Source organism: Butyricimonas paravirosa, from assembly GCF_032878955.1.
Lineage (GTDB): Bacteria > Bacteroidota > Bacteroidia > Bacteroidales > Marinifilaceae > Butyricimonas > Butyricimonas paravirosa.
Genome location: NZ_CP043839.1, coordinates 4,663,247 through 4,677,039, shown reverse-complemented (window position 1 = coordinate 4,677,039; position 13,793 = coordinate 4,663,247). Strand labels below are relative to the sequence as shown.

9 protein-coding genes and 1 tRNA gene are annotated in these 13,793 nt (G+C 40.8%); 4 read left to right on the top strand and 6 right to left on the bottom strand.

Features of this window, described 5'->3' with window-relative positions; translation table 11 throughout:
* Positions 1-13: 13 nt before the first annotated feature.
* Both F1644_RS18870 and F1644_RS18865 read left to right on the top strand, forming a co-directional pair.
* Positions 14-931: an arginase family protein gene (locus F1644_RS18870; protein ID WP_308424609.1), complete on the top strand. Its 918-nt coding sequence runs from the start codon at positions 14-16 to the stop codon at positions 929-931.
* Positions 932-1,411: 480 nt separating this feature from the next.
* Positions 1,412-1,484 (top strand) — tRNA-Lys (locus F1644_RS18865).
* A gap of 96 nt (positions 1,485-1,580) precedes the next feature.
* Here the strand turns inward: F1644_RS18865 and F1644_RS18860 are convergent.
* The 4 genes from F1644_RS18860 to F1644_RS18845 form a co-directional block, all read right to left on the bottom strand.
* Positions 1,581-2,180, bottom strand: a complete 600-nt coding sequence (locus F1644_RS18860; protein ID WP_118304894.1) for an IMPACT family protein — start codon at positions 2,178-2,180, stop codon at positions 1,581-1,583.
* Between the two features lie 15 nt (positions 2,181-2,195).
* On the bottom strand, positions 2,196-3,623 hold the full coding sequence (gene dnaA, locus F1644_RS18855; protein WP_087421746.1) for a chromosomal replication initiator protein DnaA: 1,428 nt from the start codon (positions 3,621-3,623) through the stop codon (positions 2,196-2,198).
* 374 nt (positions 3,624-3,997) lie between these two features.
* Positions 3,998-5,185, bottom strand: a complete 1,188-nt coding sequence (locus F1644_RS18850) for an MlaD family protein (protein WP_087421745.1) — start codon at positions 5,183-5,185, stop codon at positions 3,998-4,000.
* Between the two features lie 22 nt (positions 5,186-5,207).
* Positions 5,208-6,392 carry an N-acetylmuramoyl-L-alanine amidase family protein gene (locus tag F1644_RS18845; RefSeq protein ID WP_118304893.1) on the bottom strand — a complete coding sequence of 395 codons (1,185 nt, stop codon included), beginning with the start codon at positions 6,390-6,392 and terminating at the stop codon, positions 5,208-5,210.
* Positions 6,393-6,508: 116 nt separating this feature from the next.
* Here F1644_RS18845 and F1644_RS18840 point away from each other — a divergent pair, with 116 nt between their 5' ends.
* A complete protein-coding gene (locus tag F1644_RS18840; protein WP_229782456.1) occupies positions 6,509-9,133 on the top strand; it encodes a putative LPS assembly protein LptD in 2,625 nt (874 codons plus the stop codon).
* Between the two features lie 66 nt (positions 9,134-9,199).
* On the opposite strand, the gene rlmB is transcribed toward F1644_RS18840, so the two are convergent.
* Both rlmB and F1644_RS18830 read right to left on the bottom strand, forming a co-directional pair.
* Positions 9,200-9,940, bottom strand: coding sequence for a 23S rRNA (guanosine(2251)-2'-O)-methyltransferase RlmB (rlmB, locus tag F1644_RS18835; RefSeq protein WP_087421742.1), 741 nt, complete (start codon positions 9,938-9,940; stop codon positions 9,200-9,202).
* 14 nt (positions 9,941-9,954) lie between these two features.
* The gene (locus F1644_RS18830) at positions 9,955-11,895 is read right to left on the bottom strand and encodes an ABC-F family ATP-binding cassette domain-containing protein (protein WP_118304891.1); all 1,941 of its coding nucleotides are present in this window, start codon (positions 11,893-11,895) and stop codon (positions 9,955-9,957) included.
* Between the two features lie 262 nt (positions 11,896-12,157).
* Between F1644_RS18830 and pruA the strand changes: the two genes are divergently transcribed.
* Entirely contained in the window at positions 12,158-13,789 is a 1,632-nt protein-coding gene (pruA, locus tag F1644_RS18825) for an L-glutamate gamma-semialdehyde dehydrogenase (RefSeq protein WP_118304890.1), read from the top strand.
* The last annotated feature ends 4 nt before the right edge of the window (positions 13,790-13,793 follow it).

Below are 13,793 nucleotides of genomic sequence, written 5' to 3'. Positions count from 1 at the left end.
TATGTAACTTTGTATGAAAACAATAAAGGGGCAAAATAGAATAAACCAGCAGAATATGGAAAAAGAAACAAAAACAATTCGTTTGATCTATCCTCAATGGCAAGGTGCCAATATCGTAAAATTGATTACAGAGGTTGAAAATCCCGATGATGCCTCAAGGGGATATGTCTTGGGGGCACAACTCTTAAATTTCCTGGCCCCGGACAATGGTCAAGAAACACTAACCGTTCCAGTTTCGACTGAAATCACGGATCGAAAGGTGATAGACGGAGTCCTCGACCGGGATATTATAGTCCGTCAAACAAGAGCTGCATTAAACATGCTACAAGTCAGTAATCCCGATAAAATCGTAACACTCGGCGGAGAATGTTCGGTCAGTGTCGCTCCCTTTACCTACTTGGCTCAGAAATACAAGAACGATGTTGCCCTAATTTGGATTGATGCACATCCCGACATCACACTCCCCGGAGACATCTATCCCGGATTTCACGCCATGGCCGTAACTGCCTGCATGGGATATGGAGACACCAAAATTCTAGCGGAATTACCCACCCGATTTACCCCATCAAACATATTACTCGTGGGATTACGCAACTGGGAACGTGAAGAAATCAAAGAACGCCAAAAGCAATACGGAATAAAACATCTCACGCCCAAAGATGTTGCACAAAACAGTGATGCAATCAAAACTTGGTTGAAATCATGCGGAGCGTCGAAAGTCGTTATCCATTTTGATATGGATGTACTTGATCCTGCCGAAATCATCGCTGCTGTTGGTACAGACCCCGATGGGATGAAAATGGAAGAAGTCATTCGGGTAATAAAGGACATTGCCGCAGAAAAAGAATTAGTAGGCCTGACAATTGCGGAACCCATGCCTCGCACGGCAATCAGGATCAAAAATATGTTACATCAATTACCTCTATTATAATAAAGGACAAGCCACAAAATTTTATTTCAAAATAACGCCTCTCCCTGCCAGGAGAAACTAAAAGATGAATCTGCAACTTGTAGCCTATAACTCGCCGAAGGCGAACATTCGTCCATAATTACTCCGGGGTTAGGCTAGTGATGGGCTATGACAAGTACCAAGCACACACACAGCAGGAACATAGCAAGAACAATCTCCAGTGTACTTGCTATGTACCTACAATGAAAATGATTTGTTCTTTTCCCTGCCCATCGGCGGCCAAAGTGTAGCCCGCAGATAACCATAAGCGGACAAATGGCGAATGCTCCGAATATCAAAAGTCTTAACGTGACATTCGGGTATATCACGATAAAAAGAGCATCTATGGGGGCTAAAGTATTCTTTTTATCTTGTCTTTTTTTTGTAAAAAATCCTTTTGTCCTTTGGAAATTCGAATAGAATACCTATCTTTGCAACCGCAATTGAGAAACACAATTGAAGGATTCAGTAGCTCAGCCGGTAGAGCACAACACTTTTAATGTTGGGGTCCTGGGTTCGAGTCCCAGCTGGATCACAGTTCGAATGACAATCCGCTATAATAAACGAATTATAGCGGATCCTTTTTTATACACCAATGTATACTCCCAAAGGGAGGGGCAAATGAAATTCGCTATTCTTCGATACTCAAAGACTCGATTTTCAACAAACGTTCTCTAAGACGAGGCATATCTTTCTGTCTGATAGACAAAGTCATCTCACATTCCATCTCAAAATTTCGGGATAAAATGTCCGGTTCTTCTTCTTTCAATACTTTCATCACGTCATTCATCACGACATAAGTAAAACGCACGTGAATAACTTCATCTACCGTTCGCTCCACGATCTCTGCATGATTGATCGCATCGGCAGCAGCTTCTTTATAGGCTTGAATCAAACCGGATACCCCTAACTTAATTCCCCCGAAATACCGGATCACCACGATAAGCACGTTGGACAAGTCATTGGAAATAATCTGTCCGAGGATAGGTTTACCCGCCGTAGAAGAAGGTTCCCCGTCATCATTCGCCCGGAAACGCTCCCGGTTTGCCCCTAGGCAATAAGCATAACAATGGTGTCGGGCATCATAAAACTTCGTCTTAAGCCTGGTAACAATATCTTTAATCTCTTCTTCGGATTTCACGGGATAAATAAAAGAAATAAAGCGACTGCCTTTTTCCTTGTACAGGCCTTCGGCAATCGCGTTTACAGTTCTATATTTATCCTCCTCCATAAAGGAACGTGATAATTAGTTACGGCAATAAAGTTTCTTTTGGAGTTCCTCCACTTGAGCCTTAAAAGCACGATCGGTCTCCATCAGATCGGTAACAGCCTTACAAGCATACAACACGGTTGTGTGGTCCTTCTTACCAATTTGTTTACCGATGTATGCCAACGATGCATTCGTGTAAGTCTTGCTGAAATACATGGCCAGCTGACGAGCCTGAACAACTTCCCGCTTTCTCGTCTTCTCTTGCAACATTTCGGGAGCCATGTTAAAATGATTACAAACAACCTGCTGAATATGTTCCACGGTCAACTCGACTTTCTGATTCTTCACCATTTTACCCAAAATATCCTTCACCACATCAACTGTCAGATCTTTATGGTTAAATGTAGCCTGGGCCAGCAAAGAAATCATTGCTCCTTCCAATTCCCGCACGTTATTACTTACATATTTACAGATATATTCCAATACCTCATCCGAGAAGTCAATACCATCTTTATGCGCCTTAAAACGAGCAATTTCCATACGAGTTTCAAAATCAGGAGCTTTTATCTCGGCAGACAATCCCCAACGGAAACGGGAAAGTAAACGTTCTTCCAAACCACTCAATTCAGCCGGAGAACGATCGGATGTCAAAATCAATTGCTTTCCCGATTGATGCAAGTGATTAAATATATGGAAGAATGTATTCTGCGTGGCAGTCTTACCGGCCAACTCATGAATATCATCCAGAATCAACACGTCAATTAACTGATAGAAATGTAAGAAATCATTTATCTCATTTTTACGTACGGCTTCCGTAAATTGAGTCTGGAAAACATTCGTGGTCACGTACAACACAACCTTGTTGGGATAATTTTGTTTTACCTCCATACCGATAGCTTGAGCCAAATGAGTTTTCCCCAATCCGGACCCCCCATATATTAACAAGGGATTAAAAGCCGTACCTCCCGGATTTTGTGCAATAGCCACGGCAGCAGATTTTGCCAAACGATTACAACTTCCCTCGATATAACTGTCCAACGTGTAAGAAGGATTCAATTGAGGGTCTATCTGCAAACGATTATTATTACGCTCAAAAGGATTTTTAGGGGCAACACTATCCGGTTTACCATTCACGTATACCGTGTTTGGTTCCACCTTTTTCATGTTATTGGAAGGCATCGTTACGGAGAGAGGGTCACGAGGATGGCTCTCTTCTACTACAACCGAATATTCAAGTTTTGCATTCGGACCAATAGCGGTACGAACAGCCTTTCTCAATATATCCACAAAATGCTCTTCCAAACATTCATAAACATATTGACTCGGCACTTGAATTGTCAACACATCATCTTTGAAACTCAATGCACGAATCGGTGCAAACCAAGTTTTAAACGTTCTTGGCAACACCTGCTCCTTGATCAAGTCTAGACATTCCGACCAAACACTTTTACAATCCCTTTTCATTTATCTATTAGTTTATATCCCTATCTCATTTCTAGGAAATGGAACGCTAAATTCGAAAAAAAAATCCTGGAAAAAAAATGATGCTTTCACTTGTTTTTTATCGATTCTTGCTTACGTTTTAGGTATCAATCCTTTAGATGCAAACCATTGACAACCAAAACTTTAATCCAAATCAACACAATTACCTATCGTCTCTTTTTTGCAACAGATTCTTAACATAAACGTAACATTCTAATTAACCTATCATAGGGATAAAGCTTTAGCACCTAAGGAAAAAAAATGAACTACGCTATATTTTTTTGATTCTTAAAACTAGTTTTTTATGTTAACAAAATTCAGCCTCCCAAAAGCATTATTTAGAACAATTCTAATTTTCAAATAAAGTCAATTTTAACAATATAAGCATCATTATAACGCTTTATAACATCGTCTAATTTCCTCTGGGCAGGTTTCAATTTCTTGTAGCTATCAATGATGTAAAGATATTTATCCTTATACTTAATCTCCTTCAATCCAGGATTTTGCACATACAATTCAGAATTAATATCCAATCGTTCTGAAGACTCGAAAATCACCACGCCATATTCTTCAAGAGCATTTTTTCCTGAAGAAAAATCAATCAGAGAAAGATTTATAAAGCGTTTCGGATTATACCTGAACTCAACTAATAAACGATTCAAATTTTCACTCACTTGATTCAAATTATAATAGAGATCATTATCATTTAAAAGAGCACCTATCGTTCCCTCTCCTCTATTTATTTTATTCATTATCGAATCGGTTGTAGCCAAAATATAATCCAAGCTCATCAATGTCTGGTGTAAACTTGCCTGCCGTAAAGAATCGCTTATCGCGGATACATTCCCCAAAATAGTAGAAATCTCTTCGTTATTATTTCTCAAATTACCCGTGATGCTATTTACATCCTGCAAGATAGAACTGATTCTCGCGGACTCCCCTTGTATTAAGGTATCCAAATTTCCCGAGGCTCCCTCCAAATTACGTAACGTTCGATCAATACTTCCGAAACTATTACTCAAATTCTTTTTTGTTTCCTCATTAAACAACCCTTGAACAATTAACATCACTGAATCCAATGATCCCAGCAAACGCTCGGCTTTCTGTTTCAATGGCAACATTTGCTGGCTTACCTGTTCCATAAGTCCACGCTCCACCTGGGACCGCAGGGTGTCTCCACTTACCGCAGTCACGTGAGAATCTCCCGGTACCAGAGCAACGACTTTTGAACCCATTAAATCAGCACTCTGAATCATGGCCAACGTGTTTGATGGCAACTCCAACCCTTTATCCACCGAAAACTTCACGAGTACCCGATCGAACCGTTCTCCCGTAAATTGAATCGAAATTACTTGTCCTACCTGATAGCCCCGGTAAATAACGCCACTAGACACTTTCAATCCTTCTACACTATCATACACACCATAAAATGTACTTTTGGATTCAAACAAGGACGAACCTTTCAAGAAATTTATTCCCCAAATCAAGATAAAAACCGCAGCCAACGCGGTCAGGGCTAATTTCGCTTCTCTTCTTATTTTCATGAGTATTATTTTATTTCTTCATTTATTTCTTCTGTTCTAACTTTCTTGCCTCAGCCACGGTAATTTGTTTTCCCTTATAGACAGCAATAATAAAGCAATCCTTTACCGTTTTCCGAACTTCTTGTTGAAACTCTAACGCTTTCTCGTAACTCGAAGTTCTCTTCACGTAATACCGATAACGGTCTGTTCCCTTCAACTCCTCCACCTTATCTTTCAATTTCAGATACCGAAGATCTTTTATTTGTGTCTTGGAAGAGGCAACTTGTATCGCATAAAACAAATCATTCTTACCAGAAGTCGTAACATTCTTCTCTACTTCTTTCTTTTCTACCGTGGAAGTTTTCTGGTTTTGCTTTTGCACCTGCGGAGTTTGTTTTGGTATCACTTTTTGTTCATCCTGCCCACCGGTCAACACGACACTGTTACGTTCCACGTTATTCTTATAGGTCTGAAAAGCCGTAAATATAGCCCGGGCAATATTCGTTTGTCCCGATTCAGACGTTAAAATCTTTTGATCACTCGGATTCGAAATAAAACCGGTCTCAATCAGAACTGCCGGCATCCCCACGTCCATCAACACGATAAATCCCGCTTGCCTTACTTCCCGATCCGGCATACGAGTTCTCGCGATTAACTCCTTTTGTATAGGTGCGGCAAATTCCATACTATTCTTCAAATGACTATTCTTCAAAAAATTAAACATGATATATGACTCTGCCTTTTTCGGATCAAAACCATCATATTTCACAGAATAATCCTCTTCGTAATGAATAGCCTCGTTCTCTTTCATGGCAACCTGAAAACTGGCCTCCGACTTATGCAACCCCAACACGTATGTTTCCACGCCTCTCACGCTTGATTTGGAAAACTTATTCACGTGAATGGATATAAACAATTGCGCTTTGGCCTTATTTGCAATCCGTCCCCGTTCTCTCAAATCTACGGCGACATCTTTTGTTCTCGTGTATACGACATTCAAATCAGGATAGGCACTCTTCACCATTTTCCCCAATTTCAGGGCAATTGCCAACGTTATATCTTTTTCTCTCAGCTTTCCACTGATAGCTCCCGGATCTTTTCCTCCATGTCCGGCATCAATACAAATACAATTAATTTTACCCAAAGCTTCTTGTGCAATCAAAGAATTTGAACCTTCTAATAAAAAGATTACCAACAAGAAACATATGAACCTGCACTGATTTATCATGTATTTAAAACTTTTTAAAAAGAATCATGAGCATTAACAACCATTATTTCTTACATTTGCAAAGCAAAAATGCAATATGCGTGATGCAATAATTAGTCACAAAAATAATTATAAAATTGCAAGTTAGATTATATACAGGGCTTTTTATTAAGAAATGTATCATTTTAACAATGATCGCCCTGCCCATAATACTCTCATCGAATGGCTTGGCGTCCGAGATTATTTTCGGACAAAATCTCTTTATCACGGCCATTGACACAACGGGACAACCCGGTGATAGCATTCGTATCGTTTATGATTCTGCAGGAATCCCGATAGACACTATTCGTAACGATTCCACACAATCCAAACCTCTATTCGACGACTTGATCGATTATAACGCGGACGATTCTGTCAGATTTTCAATACAAGAGAAAAAAGTATATCTATACGGAAATGGTTTCGTGAAATACCTCACAACAGAGTTAAGAGCCGATTACATCGAACTAGACATGGATAAAAAATTAGCCATGGCAACCGGAGTACCCGATTCTGTCGGGAAATTAAAAGGAACACCCAAATTTAAAGATGGTGGTCAGGAATTTGAAAGTACTGAATTACATTATAATTTTGACACGAAAAAGGGTTACGTAACCGAGATTATCACCCAGGAAGGAGAAGGTTATATTCAAGGAAAAACAACCAAAAAGATGAGTGACTCCGTCTATTGCGTGAAACACGGTATGTACACGACCTGCGACGAACACGACCATCCTCACTTTGGGCTAAACATGAGCAAAGCGAAGATGATCAAGGACAAAAAAATATTCGTCGGTTTCACCAATTTGGAACTGGAAGGAATTCCTTTACCGATCTTTATTCCTTTCGGCTTTTTCCCGATCACGAAAAAAGCCACGTCGGGAATTATCATGCCCACTTACGGAGAGGAACGAATGAGAGGATTTAACTTGAGAGGTGGTGGATACTATATTTATATCAATGACTATATTGATATGAACATCACCGGGGATATTTACACCAACGGTTCTTGGGGTTTACAATACGCAACCCAGTACCGTAAAAGATACAAATTCAACGGTAATCTGAACTTCACGATCAGTAAAAACTATGTCAGTGAAAAGGGGTTGCCTGATTATCAGGAATCATCTGACTGGTCTGTACGCTGGACCCACACGCAAGATGGAAAAGCAAACCCGTACAGTTCATTCTCTGCTTCCGTGGATATGTCATCCGCCAATAACAACTACTATAATGCCAACACGGTAGACGGAATTGCCAACCAAAGAAAGCAATCCAGTATTTCGTGGAGTAAAAAATGGCCCGAAAGTCCGTTCAGCTTGAGTGGTTCGTTCAATCATAGCCAGAATAGCCGGGATTCCTCTATTGCTATAACATTACCGAATTTGAGTCTCCGGATGACACAAATCTATCCTTTCCGTAAAAAAGGGAAAAGCGGTGAAATGAAATGGTATGACAATATTGGTGTATCTTATTCTGCCGAATTAAGAAATAGTATCCAAACCAAAGAAGACAAGTTGTTCAAATCTTCTTTTGAAAGAGACTGGAGTAATGGATTTAAACACAATATCCCGATCAGTTTACAATTTAAGATTGCCAAGGACGTGACTTTCACTCCCTCTTTAAATTACAACGGCTACTTGAACCTCAAAACCATTGAAAAAATATGGATCCCGGACACGAGTGCTAACGGTGGGCAATTTATCACACGGGATGTCCCCGGGTTGAATTACTCGCACGATTATTCAGCCAGCGGATCAATCGGGTATACCCCAACCATATATGGTATGTTCATGTTCAAACCGGGATGTAAAGTCGTTGCCATCCGGCACATGATACGTCCTTCCATATCGGCATCCTATACCCCCGCCATAAAACCCTTGGGTAACTACAAAAAGAGCTACTTCGATGGAGAGAAAGAGGTTGAATATGACATTCACGAAGGTTTAACCTATCGTCCGAACACTACCGGCGGTAAACAATCCGGGAGTATTAGTTTCAGTTTGGATAACAATGTCGAAATGAAAGTCCGAAATGACAAGGATACAACCGGAGACGAAGAATTCAAAAAAGTAAAACTGTTGGAGAGTTTCAGACTTTCAACATCTTATAATCCCTTCGCCGACAGTATGAACTTTTCAAATATCTCCATAAGCGCACGTACCAAAATATTGAATAACAAAGTAGATTTGAATTTCAGCGGTACCATTGACCCTTACGCGATAGATACAAATAATGTAAGATATAATAAATATCACGGAAAACTAGGACGTTTAACCAACGCAACAATCTCTACCAATTTTAGTTTTTCCGCGGATAATGGACAAAATAAAGAGAAAAAGAATGACCTCGTAGGAGGATTTTACGATGATTACATGGATTTCGATGTTCCTTGGAATATAAGTATCAGTTACAATTTTACCTATTCAAGACCCAGTCCTTATAGAAGTCCAACTATTAGTCAGATTGTTAACTTCTCGGGAGACCTCTCGTTAACCCCTAAATGGAAACTCACGTTCCAATCGGGATATGATATTAAAAACAAAGAAGTTACTTCAACCAGTTTTAGTGTCACGAGAGACTTACATTGTTGGGAAATGACATTCAACTGTATGCCGTTCGGACAGCACCAGTCTTACAACTTTGAAATTCACGTCCGATCCTCTTTATTGAGGGATTTGAAATTAACCAAACGGGATTCCTGGTATGATAGAAGACTTTAATCAAATAAATAAACGAAATAAAGCAGACACTTGTCTGCTTTATTTCGTTTATACTAAGTAAGATTTCTACCTTCTTTGTCTCACCGCCTCATACACCAGGATCGCAGCAGCAGCAGAAACATTCAGAGATTCTATTTTCCCATACTGGGGAATTTTAATTTGTTGATCAGCCAACACTAACAACTCTTCATCAATACCGGTATCTTCCGCTCCCATAATAATCATGCATCCCTCTTTCATATCCACTTCGGTATAAAATTTATCCGCTTTCTCCGTGGCTGCAAATAAAGTTAACCCTCTTCGTTTCAATTCTTTTATCGTCTTTTTGAGATTCTTCTCCCGACAAACAGGCAAATGGTATAAAGCCCCGGCAGATGTTTTAATCGCATCAGAAGATATTTTTGCAGAATTCTTATTCGGAATTAAAATGGCACTCACCCCGGCACACTCTGCCGTACGGGCAATTCCACCCAGATTTCGAACATCAGTAATCCGATCCAAAATAAGTATTAATGGTATTTTCCCTTCCGCCACCACAGCATCCACGACCGTATTTATGTCTTGGTAAGGAATTGGAGAAACCTCTGCCAAAACTCCTTGATGATTTTTCCCGGCAAACGGTTTAAACACCTCTTCGGGTACGTACTGGAACTGAATCTGACGTTCACGCACCAGCGAAAATAATTGTTGGAACAACTCCCCCTTTATTCCCTGACGGAACATCACCTTGTCAATTTCCTTCTCATCCTGTATAGCCTCCATCACGGCCCGGATTCCGAAAATACACTCTTGTTTAAACTTTGCCATCTTATTCGTTATTATTAATTTCTAGCTTTCAATTCTTCCAAATGCCCGTTCTCCTCTTCCCATTCTTCCATACAGACTTCCAAGCGTTTTTTCATCTCATCATAAGTTTTTAATAACTCATCATTAATCACGCCTTCTGCCATTTTTCCCTCTGCCTCCCCGATCTTTTGTTCCAAATCAGCAATTTCCACTTCTAACTTCTCGATCTTCACTTCTGACTTTTTGATCTCTTTATTCCATTGTTTCCGTTCCTCAAAAGCAATTTTATTTTCAGAAACAATCTCCTCTTCCACAACATCCTCCTGCTGCAATTTTCGAGGGTGCATCTGTTCATATTCCCGGAAACATTCCAGTTTCTTAGCCTCTAGGAAATGCGCAACACCTCCCAGGTATTCCTTTATCCCCTTGTTGGCGAATTCATACACCTTATCTGCCAACCCAAGCAGAAAATCCCTGTCATGAGAAACGACAATCACAGTACCTTCGAACTTCTTCAACGCATCTTTCAATATATCTTTCGTGCGCATATCCAGATGATTCGTCGGCTCATCCAAAATTAACACGTTATAAGGTTCTAATAACAAACGTACCATTGCCAAGCGGGTACGCTCTCCCCCGGAAAGCACCTTCACCTTCTTGTCGACATCCTCTCCGGAAAACAGAAAAGCCCCTAATATATCCCGGATTTTCTTCCGGATTTCACCTACTGCCACTTGGTCTACCGTATCCAGAACACTCAACGAAGGGTCAAGCAAATCAGCTTGATTCTGCGCAAAATACCCGATATTCACGTTATGCCCGATCTTCAGGTTTCCCTCATAGGGGATCTGATCCATGATCATCTTCACCAAAGTTGTTTTACCTTCTCCGTTCCTTCCGACAAAAGCAACTTTCTCTCCTCTCAGCACATCAAGATTCACTTCATGCAGTACCACGTGATCACCATACGCTTTACTCAAATCCCGCCCACTCACGACAATATCCCCCGAACGTACCGCCGGTTGAAATCGCACATTGATTCGTGCAGAATCTTCCTGTTCAATCTCGATTCGTTCTATTTTTTCCAGTTGTTTGATCCGGGATTGTACTTGTACCGCTTTTGTCGCCTTATAACGAAAACGCTCGATAAAATCCTCCGTATCCTTAATCTGCTTTTGCTGGTTCTCGTAAGCACGTTGCTGTTGCTCGATACGTTCCTTACGTAATTCGGTAAAACGTGTATACGATACCTTATAATCATATATCTTTCCCAGTGAGATCTCTACCGTCCGGGTTGTAATATTATCCAAAAATGCACGGTCATGTGAAACAAGAACCACAGCCCCAGGATAACCTTGCAAGAATGACTCCAACCAAGATATAGACTCTATATCCAAATGATTTGTCGGCTCGTCCAATAAAAAAACATCGGGACGTGCCAATAATATTTTAGCCAACTCGATCCGCATACGCCATCCCCCACTAAATTCCTCGCACCGCCGTTCCAGATCTTCTTGCCGAAATCCCAATCCTTTCAACACGACCTCAACTTCACCGTCCATATTATCCGCCCCTCGCATATGTAACATCTCGGTCTTCACGTTCAATTTATCAATCAGCGCCATGTAACTATCCGACTCGTAGTCTGTACGCTCGCCCAATTCCCGATGCAAACGCTCCAATTCTGCCTGCAAATCCAGCACATCATTAAACGCTGTTTCCGCCTCTTTCCGTACGGTCTTACCTTCTGCATACACTTTCGTCTGTGGCAAATACCCGATTTTCAACCCGGAAGGAACAGATACACTTCCCTCGGAAGGCTCTTGTACCCCGGCCAATATCTTCAATAATGTAGACTTTCCGGCCCCGTTACGCCCAGTCAGACCAATCCGATCTCTTTTGTTCACCAGAAAAGAGATAGAGTCAAGCAACGCGTAATCTCCAAATAAAACACTTACATTATTAATTGAAATCATATATCATCATGCAAAATAAAACCTTCTATATTTTAACGAGTGCAAATATACGAAACTTATAGACACGGGCAAACGAGTTTACCCGTGTGTTACAAGTTACAAGTTCACAAGTTACAGGTTGCAAATTCAAAATTTGCACATAAAAATAACCTGCGACCCGACGAAATCATATAAAAAATGACAAATATCTTGTTTTATCCATCAAATATTTTTTATATTTGGGAAATTTAGAAAGAATACTAACTACATAAAAGAATAAAATATGCCCAAAGGAGTATTTAAACTACCAAACATTACCAATGAACCCATCAAAAGTTATGCACCGGGTTCTCCGGAAAGAAAAGAATTGAAGTCACAAATCAATCAATTGCGTTCTATCGTTGCCGATGTTCCAATGATCATTGACGGGAAAGAAGTTCGCACGGGGAAACTGGTAGATATTCGTCCGCCACATGATCATCATCATCTGCTCGGACACTATCACCAAGGGGATGCCAGCCACGTGCAAATGGCAATTGATGCTGCATTAAAAGCTAAACCGGCTTGGGAAAAAATGAGCTGGGAAAGTCGGGCTGCCATTTTCTTAAAAGCGGCTGATCTTTTAGCCGGACCTTATCGTCAACGGATGAATGCCGTGACCATGTTAGGACAATCCAAAAATGCTTTCCAGGCAGAAATCGATTGTGTGGCAGAATTAGCTGACTTCTTCCGTTTCAACGTGAAAAACATGTACGAAATATACCATATGCAACCGAATTCCGCTCCGGGGATCTGGAATCGTACAGTATGGCGTCCTTTGGAAGGATTTGTTTTCGCCCTTACTCCATTCAACTTTACCTCTATCGCGGGTAACTTACCGGGAGCCCCGGCATTAATGGGTAATGTTTGCGTTTGGAAACCATCCAAGACTGCCGTTTACTCGGCACATCTGATTATGGAAATTCTAAAAGAAGCCGGACTACCTGACGGTGTTATCAACTTGGTTTACTGCTCAGGCCCGACGGCTGCCGATGTTATTTTCTCTCATAAAGATTTTGCAGGTATACATTTCACGGGATCAACTCAAGTATTCAATGATATTTGGGCTACTATCGTGAAAAATATTGATAAATACAGAAGTTATCCGAGAATTGTTGGGGAAACCGGAGGTAAGGACTATATTTTCGCCGACCCGACAGCATGTCCTAAAGAAGTGGCAACAGCTATCGTACGCGGGGCGTTCGAGTATCAAGGACAAAAATGTTCTGCCGCCTCACGCGCCTACATTCCTGCCAATATCTGGCCCGAAGTAGAAAACTACGTGCAAGAGGACATGGCTAGCATAAAAGTTGGTGGAGTTGAAGATTTCACGAACTTTGTAAACGCCGTTATTGATGAGGCATCTTTCGTTAAATTGTCTAACGCGATTGATGTTGCAAACAAATCGGAAGATGCAGAAGTGATTATCGGCGGGCATTACGATATGAGTGCCGGATATTTTATCCAACCGACCATTATCCAAGCTTTCAAACCGGATTACATTACCATGCGGGAAGAATTATTCGGTCCGATCTTAACCGTTTACGTTTATGATCCGGAAAAAGTAGATGAAACATTAGATATTCTGGACAAATCATCGGCATACGCTCTTACCGGAGCTATTTTCTCTAAAAATCGTGCCAACATCGAGGAAATGACAGAGCGTTTAACTCACACGGCCGGTAATTTCTACATCAACGATAAACCGACAGGAGCTGTTGTTGATCAACAACCTTTCGGTGGTGGTCGTGCATCCGGTACTAATGATAAAGCAGGAACGATCTTCAATTTATTGCGTTGGGTTTCACCACAAGCCATTAAAGAAACGTTTGTTCCGGCAACGAACTATATGTATCCTAATTTCTTGGAAGAATAGAACT